The sequence below is a fragment of the Lentibacillus persicus genome (assembly GCF_900112705.1).
GTDB classification, from domain to species: domain Bacteria; phylum Bacillota; class Bacilli; order Bacillales; family Amphibacillaceae; genus Lentibacillus; species Lentibacillus persicus.
In genome coordinates, this window is record NZ_FOMR01000001.1 from 323,718 (window position 1) to 343,326 (window position 19,609).

Here is a 19,609-nt window from a genome sequence, read left to right on the forward strand (position 1 = left end):
GAGTTAAATTCATGACAATATTTATCCTGTTTGCTGGTTTTTTCTTCTTAGTGTTAATAGGTCTTCCAATTGCATTGGCGCTGGGGATATCTTCCTGGCTTACCATTACATTTGCATCGAATGTCAATACGAGTACCATCATTCAAAAAGCTTTTGACTCACTCGATTCGTTTCCATTATTGGCGATTCCTTTTTTCATTTTAGCCGGTGTTTTAATGAGTAATGGTGGTATTTCCGAGCGGCTGCTCGATTTAGCCAATGTCCTTGTCGGCTATTTGGTCGGCGGGTTGGCTATGGTTACGATCGTTGCCAGCATGTTTTTTGCTGCTATCTCAGGATCCGGACCTGCAACGGTTGCAGCTGTCGGTTCGTTCATGATTCCTGAAATGAAGAAGCAGAATTACGGTCAGGGGTTTGCAGCTGCCATAACAGCATCAGCCGGGTCAATCGGAGTGCTGATCCCGCCGAGTATTCCGTTCGTCATGTATGGGGTTGTTGCTCAAGTTTCCATTGGCTCAATGTTCATTGCAGGTATTCTTCCAGGACTTGTCGTCGGACTGGCACTTATGGCAATTGCCTATGGCATATCCAAAAAGAACGATTATGTCGGTGTGGGTGAAATCCCGAGTTTTATGGATGTTCTTCGTTCACTTAATCGGGCGAAACTCGCCTTGTTGGTCCCGGTCATCATTCTGGGTGGCATCTACGGCGGATTTTTTTCAGCGACCGAATCAGCGGCCGTTGCTGCGGTATACGCATGGTTAATTAGTACATTTGTCTATAAGGAGCTGGATGCAAAGCAACTCTATCAAAGCTTTGCACAAGCAGCTCTGACAAATTCTGTCACCGTTATTATTATCGGATTTTCAATCTCGTTTGCTTACTTGATGACACTCGAGAGAATACCCGTCATTATTGGTGAATTTATATCAGGTCTTTCCGACAGTCCGATTATTATTTTCCTGGTAATTAACTTATTCTTGTTGGTTGTAGGAATGTTTATCGATACGATCTCTGCATTGGTTATTCTGACACCTATTTTGCTGCCGGTCGTAACTGACTTAGGTATGGATCCTGTCCATTTCGGCGTTATTTTAGTGTTGAATCTTGCAATTGGTTTTGTCACGCCGCCATTGGGAGTCAACTTATTTGTGGCAACCGGGGTCGGAAAAGTGTCATTTGAAAGGATTTCCAAAGCGATGATTCCTATTTTGATCGTGATGTTTATCAGTCTGTTAATTGTGACGTACGTACCGCCACTGTCCACATACTTGCCAAGCTTTATGGAGAACTAAGCATGTTATATTAATATAAGAGACAGCATAATCTTACGGGGTTATGCTGTTTTTAATCGATTAGAGGCAGAGTGGGAAAGATACACGCTTCAGATTACATACGGTGTTGTTATTTGGGAACTTCGGTGAGGATGGTGTGAACTTCGGGGAAAATCATGTGAACTTCGGGGAACTCCATGTGAACTTCGGGAAATATCGTGTCATCTTCGGGAAAAATGGTGCGATTTTAAACTGAAAAGGATCACGCAGGTGGTAGAGTCTGCTTGATTCGAAAGTATTCGGTCTATAGACGGGATTGGTTGGAACGTTTATAATAGATTTACAACTAAACGCGTTCGCTTAAAAATTCAGGCAGAGGAGCGGGTAAAATGTCGAATGAAGAAAACGAACAGATCATGCAGGCGATCAAAGAGTTACACGAGCAAATGAATGAGGGATTCGCAAAAGTCGATAAGCGATTTGAAGATGTCGATAAGCGATTTGAGTCAGTGGATAAGCGTTTTGACCAGATGCACGAAGAGATGAATGCCAGATTTAAGGAAGTCGATAAACGGTTTGAAGAGGTGGATAAACGATTTGAAGAAGTAGACAACCGGTTTGATCAGATGAAGGAAGACATGGATGAAGGGTTCAGCAAAATGAAAGACGGAATGGCGCTTCTTGCTGAGAAAAATTTTGAAAATGAAAAAGATATATACAGAATTAAAAAAGTAATTGGTCAGCAATAATCTTCAGTGAGGGGTTTCTTTCTTCCCACACTGATTAAGGGGAACAAAGGCTAAGATCGCCACGTCAACAGCCAACGCTTTTGTGACCAACATCTTAAAGGCTTTGCCATACATCAGGTGAAGCTTTTTTTTATAAATAAATTTTGCCAATATACTGATATAATTACAGAGGGGCTTTAGGCTAATGAGGTTTTAGGAGGCGAGCAAATGAAAGTGATTAATCAGTATACAGCCGCGATCGTTCAAGCGGGTTCGGAGGTGTTGGATAACGATAAAGGCATTGAGCATAGGTCGTTATCGGCCTGATTGAAAGAAACAGTGAATCCAGCGGCGGGACACTATACTGTACGGTAGTATATGTCTAATAATCCTGCTGCGATGAACCAAACTCTTTTGCTGAACAAGCATGATTGGTCCAAGCCCTGAATAACTATTAATAAATGGTTTTAACAGGGGGAGCAGGCATGGTGCAATTCATTCTCGAACTGTTCGCAAGCGAGCAAAAAGCAGAAGCGCTGCTGTCAAATCCAATCATTGAATTGATATTTATGGTGTTATTCTTCGGTTTTCTCCTTACAGTGTTGGTTCATCTCATTTTATTTATGAAACTCAAACGCATCAGAGACTATTTGAATCAAACCAATCGGATGGATATTGCGCCGCTGAATAATTTTAAAGCGGAATTTGTAAGAAGCGAACAAAAGGAAGCGGTAAAGCCGGAAACGTTCGTGCAGGAGAAGTTTTCCGGCTGGCGTGTATTTAACGTGCCCGTAGTCAGTCTGATTAAAATGGTGCAAATGACGGTTTCGGTATTTATATTGGTCGGTGTCTTAGGGACCTTTATTGGCCTCACGCTATCATTGGGAAGTATTGATGCTGCGGGCAGTCAATTGGTGGAAAATGTTGTGTCCGTTCTTTCGGGAATTGATGTAGCGTTTTATACCAGTATTGCCGGAATGGGGCTATCGCTGATGATGACCGTCTTGATTAAAGTGTTAAACACGGAATATATGCTGACGGATATTATGTTGAAGGCTGAAGCGCATTTGGAAGGAAACGGACCTGACGGGATCAGCCGATTAATTGAAGTCTCGGAAACGATAAACGATTCGATTGGGCATCTCGAGGAAACAAATCAAAAATCATTGACGGGGATTGAAAATGCGTTTTCGGGGTTTCAGGACTATACAAGCAGTCTACAGCAATCGGCAGAAGACTTGGCAGCGTTTAACGATGGATTGTCACGTAACCTCGGGACTTTTCAGGAATTGTTCAATCATATGAAAGATGTCACTGATGGTTTTGGCGAATCAACAGCCAAACTCAACGATAATTTTGCGTCCCTGTTTTCACACTTTAAAAAGATGGACGGAAAAAATGAGCGAATGGCCAAAGCGTTTGAGAATACGTATGACCGTGTGAAGGAAGTTTCAGAAACGCAAATCGAGTCGCTGAACCAGTTTGGGGAGTCGGTGGCTGAGTTAAAAACATTTACATCATCGATCATGGACGACCAGCAGGCGGTAAAAGCTTCGTTTGAGAACATCGTGCAGCAAAATAACGACTTGGCTAAAAAGATGGAAGCACATAATAACGAATTCAAGCAAGTATTTGGCGGTAATCTCAGCTCCAAATTGACGGGTATCATCTCGAATTTGGGAGACCTCTCGAAAGCGTTTGATAAAATGGGGGATTCGATTGTCAGGCTGCCCGAAGCGCTCGACGTTATCAATCAGACGCAAGCTGAATATAAGTATTTGTTAACGGATCGTTTTGATGAGCTGAAGGAATTTAACCAGATGTTTAATCGTCATTTGAAAACACATGACGAGGAAGCGAGAAATTTCGAGAAACGGATGCAGGAAGCTTCCCGCAGTTATGAACAAATGGGCAGGCAAAATCATGAACTGATCAATGAAATTAACCGAACCATTTCACAGATGAACAATGCCATTAATCAACGTGAAAACCAAATCGATACAAGTGTAAATGTTTTAAAAGATGCGCTATCAAGCTACGTTATGTCGGTGGAACGACAACTGGGTGATAAGCTGGATTTGGTGGCGCGGAATATGAATGATTCGATGGCCAAAACGACTGATGAAATCAAACGGGAATTCCAGGAGATACGGCGTTTATCTGAAACGATTCAGCAATCGAACGCACGGGACAGTCAGCAAATGATCCAGGAACTGATACGTGAAATACAAGGGCTGAACCGCCAGTTGAATATGGTTGGCCGGCAGAACGGGAACAATGGGCCGGGGCCTGATCGGCTATGATGTCAAAATATCAGCGCCTGTTTAAGAAAGAACAGGAAGAAAGCCACTTTTGGCCATCGTTTACCGACTTGTTAACGATTATTTTACTGTGTTTCATTTTGATTTTCATTGTGATGATGGTGATTAAATCGCTGCAGATTGAAGAAATGAAGCGAACGATTGACCAAATCATGGGGGTGCGGTCCGAGCTGGTCAATGATTTGCAAAATGAGTTTAGTGACTCGACGATGGGAATTGAAGTGGACGAAGACACGGGTGCGATGATTTTTAATACGGAGATCCTGTTTGAATACAACAAATCGGAACTGAAGCCCGAGTCGTTTCAATTTTTGGATGAATTTGTGCCGAAGTATTTGGATGTTTTACTGCAAAGCGGCTATGAGGATTATGTAGCCGAAATTATCATCGAAGGCCATACAGACCGGGACGGGGGCTATTTGTATAATTTAAATTTATCACAGGAAAGGGCGCATAGTGTGGCCGCCTATATACTGAGCAGCGATTTTCCTTATAAGAATATTCAGCAGCATTTGCAGGAAAAACTGACGGTCAACGGCAGGTCGTATACCGACTTCCGTACGGATGAATCCGGCAATTACAGTCCCGATGCATCACGGCGGGTGGAGTTTAAATTTCGGTTAAAAGATGAAGAAATCTTAGAAAAAACGAGGGAGATATTGGAGGAGTGAGCAAGAACGGTAAAAGAATTTAAAAAAATAACGGGAACACTTGTTTGTTTATTTCTGATGTGTTATACTTGATTTAGAATAAACTCCCCGTCAAGACCTCATAAACTTTAAGGATGTGTGGACGTGATGTTAACCCAATCACGCGAGACTGTCTTTGGCACTGTGAGAGAAGATTCAAACAACTATTCCAGCCAAAATGAAAACAAAATGCACGGCAAAACAAATCTGCTCAAACGAATATCACTTGAAAAGCTCATGGACTTAAAGGTTGACTACGCCTTTAAGCAACTCTTTGGCAACGAAAAGAATAAAGCGATTACAGTTGTGTTTTTGAATGCAATTTTGCAGCGGACAGGTCGAAAACGTATAACAGATATTTCTTTCTCTAATACCGATGTAGGCGGCGAGTATTATAAAGATAAGAAGTCAAGTTTGGATTTGTTGGTACTCACAAAAGATAATGAATGGATTAATGTTGAAATTCAATTTGCAAATAAATACGATATGGTTAAACGCTCCTTGTTTTACTGGTCCAGATTATATGACAATTCTCTTAAAGAAGGTATGAGGTACCAACAGTTGCGATCGGTTATTGCAATCAACATTGTGAATTTTAATCTTTTTAGCCAAACAGACCTTCTTCACACCTCTTACCATTTATACGAAGATGAAGAACAGTTCAAGTTAACGGACGTCATGGAATTTCACTTTATCGAGATGCCTAAGTTAATAAAAGATTGGAAAGCGAACAATTTGGATCCGTGGAATGATGTGCTTGCGCGATGGTTAATGATGCTTGGCATGGTCGATTCCAGAAATGGTGAAATCTATAATGACATTTATCGGGAATTGGAGGTGATTGCTATGAATGATGATTCACTGCGCGAGGCTTTTGAAAACTGGGAAGAGTTAAGCATGACTCAGGAGCAAAGACTTGCATATGAGTCCCGTCTAAAACAAATTTTGGACGATGAATCGTTTAAGCAAAGTATGAAATCGTTGGAGGAAGAGGCTGCGAAAAAAGAACAGATGGCCTTGAAGAAGGAACAGGAAGCCTCGAAGAAAGCACAGGAAGCCTCGAAGAAAGCACAAGAAGCAAGTCGTGTGGAACAAAAAGCACAAAAAAGAATGCAGGACGCGGAAACGAAAGAACAGGTTACTGAGAGAAGAATGGAAAAAACGGCACACAAGCTTTTGGTAAAGGGAATGGACATGGCATTTGTTGCGGACGCCACCGGTCTGTCTATGGAACGAATCGCTGAAATAAAAGATGAAATAGAGATGTAGAGAAGTAAATTGTTATTACAGGCATTAAAGGAGAGGTTCATATTGGGTTATTATGCTGTATTTTTACCGATGAAAGATAAAGAAAAAAGTAAGGAATTCCGCCCTCAGCACCTGGCGTTTTTGAAGCAAATGCGTGACGAGAAAAAGATATTGATGAACGGCCCATTTACAGACGGAACCGGGGGACTGGTCATTTATGCGGCTGACAATTTGGATGAAGCCACATCCTATCTGAAACAGGATCCTTACATTATAAACGGTGCAAGAGACTGGGAGATTCATGAATGGGTGATGGAAACAGATGTTGGATTTGATTTTTAGCTTGAGTAATGTGCAGAAACAGGGCGATCATTAAATTGATTGTCTTTTATTTTTTGCAAATAACTCTAAATATTATAATACTATTGAATTACTAAAGTAAAACATGAGTTAAGTCTTTTCACTCACAGGAAGGAAGCGTCGCATCTTATGTCGAATATTAGGGCCATAAGCGATTTTTTCTGAAGGGAGATAAGGCATATGAAAATAGGTTTTATCGGCTTAGGTATTATGGGAAAACCAATGAGCCAAAATTTGATTAAAGCAGGCTATGAATTGATTATTTCAAGCAGCAATTCCGAAACGAACAAGGAGATGAAAGACCTGGGGGCAGAGGTGGCAGATACATATATTGAGGCGGCGGCCAAAGCGGAAGTCATTATTACAATGCTCCCCAATTCGCCTGAAGTAAAGGATGTTATTTTATCAGAAGGCGGGTTAATCTATGGGGCAAGGGCCGGGACAACGATTATTGACATGAGTTCGATTGCGCCGATTGCAAGTCAGGAGATTGGAGAAGCACTGAGGGAAAAAGGGATTGGGTTTATCGATGCCCCTGTCAGCGGCGGGGAACCAAAAGCCATAGATGGGACGGTGTCAGTAATGGCAGGCGGAGATAAGAAGACGTTTGAAAAATGCCTGCCGATTATGGAAGCCATGGCCGGGTCTGTTGTAAGAACAGGTGATATCGGGTCAGGTAATTCAACGAAACTGGCCAATCAAATTATCGTCGCACTCAATATTGCTGCGGTTTCAGAAGCGTTGACACTTACTGAAAAAATGGGCGTGGATAATGATTTGGTCTATAATGCAATCCGCGGTGGTCTTGCTGGCAGCAACGTGCTTGATGCGAAAGCGCCGAAGATGCTCGAGGGAAACTTTGACCCTGGCTTTAAAGTCGATTTGCACCTGAAAGACTTGAACAATGTTATGGAAACCTCGACCGATATTGATGTCCCGCTGCCGTTAACCGCGTCAGTCAGAGAAACGTTAAAAGCACTGACGGCAGATGGTAATGGGGAGGACGATCACGCTGCCATTATGAGGTATTATGAAAAACTGGCCAACGTTGATGTGCGCCATAAGCAGCCAAAAACGTGAGAAGCTCAACCGCCTCAGCAAACCTGAGGCGTGTAAATTTTCGGGCGAACTTATTAACGCCTTAAAAGCACATTCTTTCCGATGTAGCGCAGTCGTTTGAAATCTTGCAGCATATATGAAAAGCTGAAGCGCGCCATCACGGACGTTCTTCAGCTTTTTCATACCATATTATTCTATTTCGCAAATCGGTGGTTGCCAATTTTTTTAATTGTTTTGCGCGAGAAAATCCAATTATCGCTGTTTACCTTGTCCGGATTATAGAAATACAACGAATTCATGCCCTGCCCTCTAAAGGCGATTGCCTCATTGACTGCTTTCATGTCGCTCTCGTCATAGCTATTATTTATTGCGCCATTTTTGACGGGTGAGAACGCATGGACGCCGCCTGTTTTTTCATAAATGACATCTTTTACGGTATCAGGAAAATCGTTTGAATCGACACGATTTAAAACGACTGTCGCAACAGCCACTTTTCCTTCATACGGTTCACCTTTTGCTTCAGCATGAACGAGCTTGGCCATTAATTCCTTTCCTTCCTCTGAAACGGAGTCCGGAACTGTGATGGTTTCACCTGCTTTAAGCTGACTGCCTGAGCGTTCGTTGGCAATTTGCAGGTTTGCAAGTGTCAGGTTGTTTTGTTTGGCAATCGTGTAGAACGAATCACCATACTGAACAGAGTACGTCTGGGCTGATGCGCCTGCAGGGAATGCAATCAGACCTATTAATATAGCTATAAAAGAAAATCTATTTGATTTATTCATCATTTTATTAACCTCCCAATTGAAATGGTCACAACTAAGAGTTTAATGAATGTAATATCATTTGACATTAACCAAAAAATGGCTGTTCTAATTGGCGTGTTCTCAGCATTCCAGTCGTCTATGATGACACAAATCAAGGGAATGTTTACCAATGGAAAAAAACTTACAGATCCTGACTTGACTGGCAAAGAAAGGTTAGTATATTACAAGTTTTACGAATCGATAACAACGGCTGCCTGTATTCAGCGGCTGATGGTGTCACATTTGATAAAAATCCTGGGGGTGGGATGTTGAGTGGGCGTTAATCTTGTCATTCTAACGGCGGAGAATTATAAAGAACACGTACACAATCGGGGTCAGGAACTGCCGGATTTAAATACGATAAAACGCTATGAATCCCGGGCGGACAGCAATACGATATTGCATAAATTTGGCATGATTACACCGGCGGGAAACCTAATCGGATTTGGGATGTTTGTGATGGGGACCTGGGATCCGATGTTGAAGCCAGGTTGGGCGGAAATTTCGATACAAGTTGATCCCAATTGGCAGCACCAGGGCATAGGAACCCGGATGCTGGATGAGGTTAGAACTTTGGCAGCTAAATATTCAGCCGTATCGCTGCGATTCAGTTTAAAAGATACGGATAAAGTGTCGCTTGACTGGGCTGAAAAAAGAGGGTTCAGTATAACCAGTCACACATTTGAGTCGCAATTAGACGTGACCGATTTTGACACGGGTCAATACGAAAATGACTTCAAAGCGCTGGAATCATCGGGGATACGGTTTACGAGTCTGGCAGCATACCCGCAGACTGAAGCGTTTCACGATCGGTATTGGGATTTTTGGCGCGAACTCGTTACCGATATTCCCGGCATGGGCGATCAGCCGCATCCGGATAATGAGCAAATGAAGCATTTGACGCAAAATGTCGATAAAAATGGTTTTATAGTGGCGGTTGATGGTGATGCGTGGGTTGCGTTGTCGATGGTCATTAGGGAAACGGCAACAACGTATTATAATTCAATGACCGGGGTCAGCCGGCAGTATCGCGGCAAAGGGCTGGCTCAGGCAATTAAAGTGAAAGCTATTGACTATGCACAACAAAATGGTGCAACGTATCTTCGGACACATAATGACGCGCGAAATGCCCCGATGCTTTCGCTTAATGAAAAATTAGGGTATCAGCCAAAGCCGGGTCAATTCAGTCTCGTCAAGCACTTGAAGTGAAAAAATTGGTCTTGATAGATCTACGGAGATTAATTTTTTCAGTTTATCCCGCATGTAATAGATAGTAACCTGCCGAAGAACGTCAGCTAACTGTCTCTAAATGCCCGATTCGGTTCATCTAACAATCCCAGGCGGAAAAGTGAGTTCCGCCTGGGTTTGAAGATTCACTTTATCTCGCATGTAATAGATAGTAACCTGCCGAAGAACGGCAGCTAACTGTCTTTAAATGCCCGATTCGGTTCATCTAACAATCCCAGGCGGAAAAGTGAGTTCCGCCTGAGATTGAAGATTCACTTTATCATTTAACTGTGAGATGATGGAAAAAGCAGCTAAGATTGTGAAAGGAGATAAACCTTAAATGAAGCTAAGTGTGCTGGATCAGTCGCCGATTTCGCGGGGGGATGATCCTGAAACCACATTGAACAATACATTAACATTGGCCAAAGCAGCTGAAGACTTTGGCTATACACGCTATTGGGTGGCGGAGCATCATAATACCAATGGTCTGGCAAGTGTGTCGCCGGAAATATTAATCGCGCGGATTGCGTCGGTAACACACCGCATTCGAGTCGGTTCCGGTGGTGTTTTACTGCCGCAATACAGCCCATTTAAAGTGGCAGAAAATTTCAAGATGCTTGAGGCGCTGTTTCCGGAGAGAATTGATCTCGGGCTCGGCCGTTCCCCTGGAGGCTCACAGGATACACGCATGGCGCTGATGGATGGCGTCAATAAAAGCATGACGGAATTTCCGCGTCAACTTGCAGATTTGCAGGGATTTTTACATAACACACTTTCGAATGACCATCCTTACCGCCTTGTTAAAGCAGTACCACGAACGAGAACCGTTCCGCCCATGTGGGTGCTCGGTATCTCGGAACGCGGCGCTGCCAATGCAGCTGAAATTGGCGCGGGGTTTGTGTTCGGGCATTTCATCAGTCCGGATAAAGGCGAAGCTGCGATGAAAACGTACCGGGAACATTTTCAGCCTTCTCGCGACTTTGATGAGCCCGTTAACGCGGTTTGTATCTTTGTCGTCTGTGCGGATACAGAAGAGGAAGCAGAAGAACTGGCCATCAGTCAGAATAAATGGCTGCTGAATGTTGGAAAAGGGTCTGATATTAAGGTGCCATCGATTGAAGAAGTCAAGAAACGTTCGTACCGGCAGGAAGAGCTGGATATCATGCAGAATAATCGCAACCGTGCTCTCATCGGAACGCCGGAGCAGGTGAAAGCTGATTTGGAACGGTTGAGCGAGTATTATCAGACTGATGAATTTATGATTATTACGAACATTTATGATTTTGATGCGAAAGTGCACTCATATCGTTTGCTGGCTGAAGCATTTGGTTTGTAGAATTTAGCAGCTAGGTTTGGCGTGAACTTCAAAATAGGTGGAAAATCCATTTTTTGCGAATGAATCTGTAATACGCGTAATTTTTCCTCTACAAAAAATATAAATTGGGAATGGCGGCGAGCCGCGAATTTCAATTTCCTGACATGGACACTGGCTGAAGGCTCGTTTAAAATGGAATTAACGAACACAAACGGGATTAATGAAAGGGGGCGTGTCTGTGACTGATGAACAAAATCGCCAAGTGATGCAAGCCATTAAAGAATTGCAGGATCAGATGAAGACCGGATTTGCGGCGATAGACAAGCGGTTTGAGCAAGTGGATAGTCGACTTGAAGCGATTGACCAGCGACTGGATAAGATGGATGATCGGTTTGACAGATTGGATGACAAGACGGACAAATTGAAAGACGGTCTGGATTTGCTTGCACATCGGACATGGGACAATGAACAAGAGATTTATCGACTTAAAATCGGCAAGGAATAAGGGATGCTCCGGACAACATCCCAGTGGCAAAAAAACGATCAGGGGAAAAAGCCCTGATCGTTTTGCATTTGTGGCAGCCCCGCCAAATACACGTTGTTGATCTGCCTTATAACCGCATAGATTTTCCATCTACCACATTACCTTCAAGCTTGATACCATTCCCGTACCTTTTCATCCGTTGGCAGTAAAAAGGTGAGAAAGCCGAGCAGGGGCAATAGAGATGCTAGAATCATCGTGGTTGTTATGCCAACTAAATCGATCAACGACCCTAAAGCCACTGCACCAATCGCTCCCATTCCGAATGCCAGTCCGATGATCAGGCCGGACATTGTACCGATTTTACTGGGCACAAGTTCCTGGGCATATACGACCGTTACAGAAAAGCTGCTCATTAGGACGATGCCAATGACAGCCAAGAGGATGGTTGCGATAACCGGACCGACATATGGTAAGAGAATCGTCAGCGGGCTTGCAGCAACAAGCGAAAAAAGGATAACGTTTCGTCTGCCAAACCGATCTGCTAAAGGACCGCCAATGAATGTGCCAATGGCGCCCGCAGCCAGAAATATAAACAGATAGATCTGTGATTTTGCGATTGTTACCTGATATGTTTCGATCGCGTAGAAAGCATAAAAGTTGGAAATGGCTTTTGTGTACCAGGACCGGGCAAACACAAGGAAGACGAGAATGAAAATAGCGCCTTTAATTGATCGGGACACTGATTTGTTCGGGCTTGTCGTTGTAGTGTTTTTCCGTTTTTCTTTAATAACTTCCATTTGTTCTTTATACCATCTTGCAATATATATCAGGAATACAACCGCGAGCCCTGCGATTAGAGTGAACCAGAGTGCTCCTTTTTGACCGAGCGGCACGAGGATTAATGCGGTAATGACAGGTGCCAGCGCTTGCCCGGAATTCCCGCCAACCTGGAATATTGACTGGGCAAGTCCCCGTTTATTCCCGGCGGCAAGATAAACAACTCGAGACCCTTCCGGATGAAAAATTGCAGAACCTAATCCGATGAATACAACACTTATAACGAGCGGCCAGAAACCCGGCGTCAATGCTAATCCGAACATGCCGAGCATGCTGCTTCCAAGTCCGATTGGCAGCGCATAGGGAACCGGGTGTTTATCGGTGAGTGTTCCGACGACAGGCTGCATGACGGAGGCAACCATATTAATTGTAAACGTAATCAGACCAAGCTGTGTAAAGGTCAACCCCATGGATTCTTCTATAATGGGAAACATCGCAGGAACGACAGCCTGAAGCGAATCATTGAGCAGGTGACATGCTGCGATGATAAACAAAATGCGGTATACAGTTTTCGTTTCACCGGTCGACGTGACGGTTTTTTCAGGTATTGTTTTCTCCATTTGAAGTCCTTCTTCTCAAGATTCGTATAGTAGCGTTCTTAAAATACGTCTATGTTGGAGTATAACTGAAAAATGATGGGGACACCATTAAATAAAATCTCCCCAATCAGCAAAATATCCCGCAGCTTTCATCGTTTCGATAAAGCTGCGGGATATTCATAGACTTTATTGCGCTAACTTCGGGTAAAAAGCAGCGAACTTCGGGGTTTTCTTTGTGAACATCGGGAATTTCTTTGTGAACTTCGGGATTCCACCCGATGAACCCAAATCTAATAAACGCTATCCCCGTTAAAAATTGAATTTTTCACGACGACATAATCAACATGGCGGATGGCCTTCAATTCAGCACCGCCTGCATAGGAAATGGCTGATTGCAGGTCCTGCTGCATTTCAGTCAATGTGTCGTTCAGTGAGCCTTTGTGCTCAACATACATTTTCTTGCCTTCCACATTCTTCTTTTCACCTTTTTGGAATTCAGAAGCGGAGCCAAAATATTCTTTATACAGCTTGCCGTCTTTCTCAACTGTTTGGCCCGGAGATTCTTCATGGCCGGCGAACAAGGAGCCGATCATGACCATCGATGCGCCGAAGCGGATTGATTTGGCAATGTCGCCATGTGTGCGGATTCCTCCGTCAGCAATAATCGGTTTGCTTGCGGCTTTGGCACACCATTTCAATGCCGCCAGTTGCCAGCCGCCGGTACCGAAACCGGTTTTTAATTTCGTGATGCAGACTTTACCGGGCCCGATGCCGACTTTAGTAGCGTCGGCTCCGGCATGCTCGAGTTCACGTACTGCTTCAGGTGTGCCGACATTTCCGGCGATGACAAAACTGTCAGGCAGATGTGTTTTAATATGACGAATTATATTGATAACGGCATTAGAATGGCCGTGGGCAATATCAATTGTGATAAATTCAGGTATCAATTCTTTTTCAGCGAGTTCCTTAACAAAGCTGTATTCATCGTCTTTGACGCCAACGCTGATTGAAGCAATGAGACCGCTTTCCTGCATGTCACGAATGAAATCGATCCGCGTTTCCGGTTCAAACCGGTGCATAATATAAAAGTAATTATTTTCAGCCAAGTGGCGTGCAATTCGCTCGTCAATGATTGTCTGCATGTTTGCTGGAACAACAGGCAAATTGAACGTATGCCCGCCAAACGTTACGGTTGTGTCACACTCCGAACGGCTGCTTACAACACACTTGGCCGGTATTAATTGAATATCTTCATAATCAAAAACATTCTCCATTTTAACACTCCTAAAAAACGAATAATATTTATAATAATACTAACATCGTTCGCCATTTATAAATGTACCTTAAATTTTAGAATCTGTCAATTGAAGAATGGTGGGAGAAGAGGTCAAGAACGGGGTCTGACCCCTTGTTCCAATTTTGGGGTTGTTTTTTCTGTGTGAGATGCTATAATAGTCACCAATTCAATAGCTTTTTTCATATAATCGCGGGGATATGGCCTGCAAGTTTCTACCGGTTTACCGTAAATGAACCGACTATGAAAGGAAGCAGAACAAAGGACTGGCCTTTAGTGCCTCTTTTGTTTAATGTTCGGATTTAGATGCAGTCGCATGTTTATGTGTCTTGCGTTTTCGATAACCCGAAAAACATTGCTTTCCTCATAGTCTGAGTGGGAGCTTGTTTTTCGGGTTTTTTTATGCCGCATGTATCTGGCAGTAAATGCCCGATTTGTTCATCTAACAATCAGTGGGGGAAAGAGCCCCCAATGATTGAAGACTCACTTTATTTTCCGGAAAGGGGATCAGTATGGAATCACTCAAACAGAAAATTTTAACAGAAGGAAAGGTTTTATCTGATTCGGTTGTAAAAGTTGACAGCTTCCTGAATCATCAGGTGGATCCTGCGTTCATGCACGCAATCGGGGAGGCATTTGCATCACATTTTGCCGGCTCAAATATAACCAAAATCCTTACGTTGGAGTCATCAGGCATTGCGCCTGCTGTTATGACTGGACTGTGCATGGACGTGCCGGTTATTTTTGCCCGCAAGCGCAAGTCGCTCACGTTAAATGAAGGGCTTTATTCGGCTGACGTTTATTCATACACAAAAGAAGAGACCAATCAAATATCGCTGTCGGACGATTATATCACCAGTGAAGATACGATTCTCATTATCGACGATATTTTGGCAAACGGTCAGGCAGCTCTCGGTTTGGTTGATTTAACAGAGCAGGCCGGTGCGGCACTTGAAGGCATTGGTATTGTGGTAGAAAAAGGTTTTCAGAAAGGTAAGGCAATGTTGAGTGATCGTGGTATCCGTGTTGAGTCGTTGGCAACCATCGCATCGCTTAAGAATGGCCGTATTACATTTGAAAATGAGGAGGCAATCATATGATGAAAACAGCAGCTCTCAGTTTCCAGCATTTACTCGCCATGTATGCTGGTGCGATTTTAGTCCCGCTGATTGTAGGGGAAGCGCTTGGTCTCTCGTCTGAACAACTAACATACCTTGTCGCGATTGATATTTTAATGTGCGGTGTGGCGACGATTTTACAAGTTGTCCGTAATCGGTATTTCGGAATTGGCCTTCCAGTTGTGCTTGGCTGTACATTTACGGCCGTTGGACCGATGATTGCGATCGGTGGTGAATTTGGGATTACGGCCATTTATGGTGCCATTATCGTTTCAGGTATTTTTGTGCTCGTTATCAGTCGCTATTTTGGCAAAATGGTTCGGTTTTTCCCGCCGATTGTGACAGGGACGGTTGTGACGATTATTGGGATTACGTTAATCCCGGTTGCGATCAATAATATGGGTGGGGGAGAAGGTGCACCGGATTTCGGTTCGGCAGCGAATCTTTCACTTGCGTTTGGTACATTGCTGTTTATCATTTTGATGTATCGGTTTACGAAAGGGTTTATCCGATCGGTTTCAATTTTAATCGGATTGGGTGTCGGCACGGTTGCAGCAGCTTTCATGGGTAAAGTTGATTTCGCTGCAGTGACAGAAGCGTCGTTTTTTCATATGGTGCATCCACTTTATTTTGGGACGCCGACATTTGAATGGTCGGCGATCTTGACAATGATTCTGGTGGCAATGGTTTCACTCGTTGAATCGACAGGTGTCTATTTTGCACTCGGTGATATGACAGAAAAGGAACTGAAAGAGGAAGACCTTTCCAACGGTTATCGTGCAGAAGGGTTGGCCGTCTTGCTCGGCGGGATTTTCAATGCGTTTCCGTATACCGCTTTTTCGCAAAACGTTGGTTTGATGCAGCTGACAGGGGTCAAATCGGTCAGAGTGATCTTCGTGACCGGCGTTATGCTTGTGACACTCGGGTTTATTCCTAAAATCGCGGCTGTCACAACAATTATCCCTACCGCTGTTTTAGGCGGGGCGATGGTTGCCATGTTCGGAATGGTTATTTCCCAGGGCATCAAAATGCTGAGCGGGGTCATCTCGGAATCACCCGGCAATTCGATGATTGTTGCTTGCTCAGTCGGTATGGGCATGGGCGTGACCGCGGTGCCCGAGTTGTTCGCCCAATTTCCATCAGGCGTGCAAATCCTCACCAGCAATGGCATCGTAGCAGGCAGTGTAACAGCTATTGTGTTAAATATCGTATTCAACATGAGCCCGGTAAAAGGAGCACGATCAACCGTCGCCCATCAGGAAAGTGCGTAAACAGGGGACAGTCCCTGACACCCTGTCCCCCGTTTTTTAAATGGTGTAAGATAAGGGTAAATGGTTGTTCACTCATTACGGAAGTGGCAGCGAGTTACTTATTTAAACAGGGGGGATTCCTTTGTCTTTAAAAGCAGGCGATGTCATTGAGTTCGAACGGCGTTTTACCAAAGCGGATGTCGAGTTATTCACTAAAAGCTCGCGTGATGAAGGTGCGCACCACCTAACGCCGGATGAAAAGGGCAGACTGGTTGTTCAAGGGCTGCTAACAGCAACACTGCCGACAAAAATCGGCGGAGATTACAACGTTTTGGCACGTCATATGAACTTTGAGTTTTTGCGACCGGTTTTTACTGAAGATACGATTCGTTGTGAGGTTACGATTGAGGAAAATGAGAGACAGGAAACGAAAAACAGAACATCTATTGTGGCATCTTTTATATGTACGAACCAAAAGCAAAAACATGTGTTAAAGGGCAATTTTTCAGGCGTTATTTTAGATTCATAGGTTATGCGAATCGAGGCGGCCATTGAGCTGCCTCTTTTTTATATTAAAACTGTCTTTACTATGCGACATCACTTCCTGTTAGGTCCGCCGGCATTTTTGACAGCGATATGAAGATCGAAAAAAGCTAAAATTTATAAATATACACTTGACATTATAAATATACATTTTATAATAGGGAGAAATAAAAATTTTCGAGAGGGGAAAACGTCATATGAAAGCAGCCGTGATTGGTGCAACCGGATACGGCGGAGCGGAACTAATCCGTCTATTGCAACAGCATCCCGAAGCCACACTCCACTCATTTCACTCATCAAGTAAAGAAGGCGAATCAATTGAAGCGAGTTATCCACATTTACAGACGGTTTCCGGGATGGCACTTGAAGCGATTGATCCGGAAAAAATTGCGTCAGAAACCGACGTCGTTTTCACAGCAACCCCATCAGGTGTATCGTCTGAACTTGTGCCTGAATTAATTGACGCGGGCAATCGGGTTATTGACTTGTCAGGTGATTTTCGGCTGAAAGATCCTAAGCTGTACGAACAATGGTACAACAAGAAAGCACCGGATGAAACGGTTCTGCAAAATGCGGTATACGGTTTGACCGAATGGCTTGAGGCGGATGCCACAGAAGCACAATTGATTTCAAATCCCGGATGCTATCCAACCGCTGCGCTTCTTGGTCTGGCACCATTGATGAAACAAAACATCGCAAACCCTGACTCAATCATAATTGATGCCAAAACAGGTGTCAGCGGCGCGGGCAAAAAAGCCACACCGGTCACGCATTTTACTGAAATGAATGACAATCTGAAAATCTATAAAGTGTTTGCACACCAGCACACACCGGAAATCGAACAAGTTCTTTCCGGCTGGAATTCTCAAACAGGTCCAATCACATTCAGCACACATCTTGTGCCGATGACGCGCGGCATTATGACAACGATCTATGCCCAGGGACCGGATGGCATGACCGCGAAGGAACTAACCGATCTTTATCAGGAAAGCTACAACGATTCTTATTTTGTAAGAGTGAGAGAACAGGGTACATACCCGAGTACAAAAGAAGTATACGGCTCGAATTTTTGTGATTTGTCAGTGGCGCTGGATGAACGAACGAACCGAATTATGATCGTTTCCGTGATTGATAATCTTGTAAAAGGGGCCTCCGGGCAGGCTGTTCAGAATATGAATCGGATGTTTGATATTGAGGAGACGGCAGGTCTTGGGTTTGCACCGGTTTATCCATAACGGGCCACTGCCACCGATAACAACATTCCGTGAAAGGAGGAAAATATATGGTGCTGACAAAGCAGAACAGCATTAAAAAAATTGAAATGGGGACGATTGTGACCCCCGCGGGTTTTTATGCGGCGGGGATGCATACGGGTGTGAAGCGGAAGCGAAATGATCTTGGGCTGATTTACTGCGACGTGCCCGCGAGTGCTGCTGCGTTGTATACGCTGAATGCCATACAGGCAGCACCATTACACGTGACAAAAGAAAGCATTGCTGAAGAAGGAAAGTTGCAGGCGGTTATTGTCAACAGCGGCAACGCAAACGCCTGTACAGGAGCGCAGGGTGAAGCGGATGCTTATACAATGCGCCGGGCCACTGCCCGTGAATTGTCAGTGCCGGAACATACAGTAGCTGTTTCCTCCACAGGGATTATCGGGCTTGACATGCCGATGGATAAAATCATACCAAATATCGAGCATTTAACGTTATCATCCGATGCAAATGATGCTGCGGCGTTTAGTGAATCGATTCTGACAACCGATACCGGGCCTAAGGCGACATGTTACCAGGCAGAAATTGATGGAGAGACGATTACGATGGGCGGTTCGGCAAAAGGTTCCGGTATGATTGAACCAAATATGGGGACGATGCTTGCGTATTTGACAACAGATGCTGCAATCGAACCTGACATGCTCCATCATGCGTTAAAAGAAGCGACCGACAAAACGTTCAACTGCATTACGATTGATGGGGATACCTCGACCAATGATATGGTCCTGACAATGGCCAGCGGAAAAGCTGAAAATGAAACGCTGACACCTGATCATAAAGACTGGCCGATTTTTGTTGAATTGCTTGAGGCGACATGTGAGGATCTTGCCAAGATGATCGCGCGTGATGGGGAAGGCGCGACGAAATTGATCGAAGTTGCTGTGACGGGTGCCAAAGACAACGATGAGGCTGTCAAAGTGGCGAAAACCGTTGTCGGATCACCGCTCGTCAAAACAGCCGTTTACGGATCTGACCCGAACTGGGGCCGGATTATTGCAGCAATTGGCCGAAGTGGTGCAACAGTAGACCCGACCGCTATCGAAACATCGATTGGTTCGGTTAAACTGCTTGTGAACGGTCAGCCAGTCGCTTTTTCTGAAGAAGCGGTATCCGAGTATATGCTGAATGACAACGTGCTGATTTCCATCGATTTAAATGTCGGTGACGGATCCGGCAAAGCATGGGGCTGTGATTTAACGTATGACTATGTCCGCATTAATGCGAGTTACCGGACATAAGGAGGTGT

The 19,609-nt window shown here is 44.2% G+C and carries 18 protein-coding genes and 1 riboswitch; of the genes, 15 read left to right on the plus strand and 3 right to left on the minus strand.

Translation table 11 applies throughout. From position 1 onward, the window contains the following. Positions 1-11: 11 nt before the first annotated feature. The 7 genes from BMZ22_RS01680 (at position 12) to garR (ending at position 7,700) form a co-directional block, all read left to right on the plus strand. Entirely contained in the window at positions 12-1,295 is a 1,284-nt protein-coding gene (locus BMZ22_RS01680; protein ID WP_090080392.1) for a TRAP transporter large permease, read from the plus strand. A 368-nt stretch (positions 1,296-1,663) separates the two neighbouring features. Next, on the plus strand, positions 1,664-2,023 hold the full coding sequence (locus BMZ22_RS01685; RefSeq protein WP_090080394.1) for a hypothetical protein: 360 nt from the start codon (positions 1,664-1,666) through the stop codon (positions 2,021-2,023). A gap of 464 nt (positions 2,024-2,487) precedes the next feature. After that, positions 2,488-4,305, plus strand: coding sequence for a MotA/TolQ/ExbB proton channel family protein (locus BMZ22_RS01690; protein ID WP_090080396.1), 1,818 nt, complete (start codon positions 2,488-2,490; stop codon positions 4,303-4,305). Continuing rightward, positions 4,305-4,994, plus strand: a complete 690-nt coding sequence (locus BMZ22_RS01695) for an OmpA family protein (RefSeq protein ID WP_245745126.1) — start codon at positions 4,305-4,307, stop codon at positions 4,992-4,994. Before BMZ22_RS01690 ends, BMZ22_RS01695 begins: the two co-directional genes overlap by 1 nt. A gap of 126 nt (positions 4,995-5,120) precedes the next feature. Next, the gene (locus tag BMZ22_RS01700) at positions 5,121-6,281 is read left to right on the plus strand and encodes an Rpn family recombination-promoting nuclease/putative transposase (RefSeq protein ID WP_090080400.1); all 1,161 of its coding nucleotides are present in this window, start codon (positions 5,121-5,123) and stop codon (positions 6,279-6,281) included. A 42-nt stretch (positions 6,282-6,323) separates the two neighbouring features. Further along, positions 6,324-6,602, plus strand: a complete 279-nt coding sequence (locus BMZ22_RS01705; RefSeq protein ID WP_090080402.1) for a YciI family protein — start codon at positions 6,324-6,326, stop codon at positions 6,600-6,602. A gap of 198 nt (positions 6,603-6,800) precedes the next feature. After that, positions 6,801-7,700: a 2-hydroxy-3-oxopropionate reductase gene (gene garR / locus BMZ22_RS01710; protein WP_090080405.1), complete on the plus strand. Its 900-nt coding sequence runs from the start codon at positions 6,801-6,803 to the stop codon at positions 7,698-7,700. Positions 7,701-7,873: 173 nt separating this feature from the next. Here garR and BMZ22_RS01715 read toward each other — a convergent pair whose 3' ends face one another. After that, positions 7,874-8,461, minus strand: a complete 588-nt coding sequence (locus BMZ22_RS01715) for a cell wall hydrolase (RefSeq protein WP_090080619.1) — start codon at positions 8,459-8,461, stop codon at positions 7,874-7,876. Positions 8,462-8,755: 294 nt separating this feature from the next. Here BMZ22_RS01715 and BMZ22_RS01725 point away from each other — a divergent pair, with 294 nt between their 5' ends. The 3 genes from BMZ22_RS01725 to BMZ22_RS01735 all read left to right on the plus strand — a co-directional run bounded on the left by BMZ22_RS01725 (position 8,756) and on the right by BMZ22_RS01735 (position 11,529). Further along, positions 8,756-9,691, plus strand: a complete 936-nt coding sequence (locus BMZ22_RS01725; protein WP_090080409.1) for a GNAT family N-acetyltransferase — start codon at positions 8,756-8,758, stop codon at positions 9,689-9,691. A gap of 358 nt (positions 9,692-10,049) precedes the next feature. Continuing rightward, positions 10,050-11,045: an LLM class flavin-dependent oxidoreductase gene (locus tag BMZ22_RS01730; protein ID WP_090080411.1), complete on the plus strand. Its 996-nt coding sequence runs from the start codon at positions 10,050-10,052 to the stop codon at positions 11,043-11,045. A 217-nt stretch (positions 11,046-11,262) separates the two neighbouring features. After that, positions 11,263-11,529 (plus strand): hypothetical protein, encoded by a 267-nt coding sequence (locus BMZ22_RS01735; protein ID WP_090080413.1) that lies wholly within the window; start codon positions 11,263-11,265, stop codon positions 11,527-11,529. A 143-nt stretch (positions 11,530-11,672) separates the two neighbouring features. Here the strand turns inward: BMZ22_RS01735 and BMZ22_RS01740 are convergent, their stop codons facing one another. Next, entirely contained in the window at positions 11,673-12,905 is a 1,233-nt protein-coding gene (locus tag BMZ22_RS01740; RefSeq protein WP_090080414.1) for an MFS transporter, read from the minus strand. A 269-nt stretch (positions 12,906-13,174) separates the two neighbouring features. Continuing rightward, on the minus strand, positions 13,175-14,158 hold the full coding sequence (gene guaC, locus BMZ22_RS01745; protein WP_090080416.1) for a GMP reductase: 984 nt from the start codon (positions 14,156-14,158) through the stop codon (positions 13,175-13,177). Between the two features lie 182 nt (positions 14,159-14,340). Beyond that, positions 14,341-14,442: riboswitch (purine riboswitch) on the plus strand. 248 nt (positions 14,443-14,690) lie between these two features. Between guaC and BMZ22_RS01750 the strand changes: the two genes are divergently transcribed. The 5 genes from BMZ22_RS01750 (at position 14,691) to argJ (ending at position 19,601) form a co-directional block, all read left to right on the plus strand. Further along, a complete protein-coding gene (locus tag BMZ22_RS01750) occupies positions 14,691-15,278 on the plus strand; it encodes a xanthine phosphoribosyltransferase (protein WP_090080418.1) in 588 nt (195 codons plus the stop codon). Beyond that, the gene (locus BMZ22_RS01755; RefSeq protein ID WP_090080621.1) at positions 15,278-16,567 is read left to right on the plus strand and encodes a nucleobase:cation symporter-2 family protein; all 1,290 of its coding nucleotides are present in this window, start codon (positions 15,278-15,280) and stop codon (positions 16,565-16,567) included. Before BMZ22_RS01750 ends, BMZ22_RS01755 begins: the two co-directional genes overlap by 1 nt. A 121-nt stretch (positions 16,568-16,688) precedes the next feature. Beyond that, complete coding sequence (locus BMZ22_RS01760) at positions 16,689-17,075, plus strand: hotdog family protein (protein ID WP_090080421.1); 387 nt, start codon at positions 16,689-16,691, stop codon at positions 17,073-17,075. A 211-nt stretch (positions 17,076-17,286) separates the two neighbouring features. Continuing rightward, entirely contained in the window at positions 17,287-18,324 is a 1,038-nt protein-coding gene (gene argC, locus BMZ22_RS01765; protein WP_090080423.1) for an N-acetyl-gamma-glutamyl-phosphate reductase, read from the plus strand. Between the two features lie 47 nt (positions 18,325-18,371). Beyond that, positions 18,372-19,601 carry a bifunctional glutamate N-acetyltransferase/amino-acid acetyltransferase ArgJ gene (gene argJ, locus BMZ22_RS01770; RefSeq protein WP_090080426.1) on the plus strand — a complete coding sequence of 410 codons (1,230 nt, stop codon included), beginning with the start codon at positions 18,372-18,374 and terminating at the stop codon, positions 19,599-19,601. Positions 19,602-19,609 lie beyond the last annotated feature (8 nt).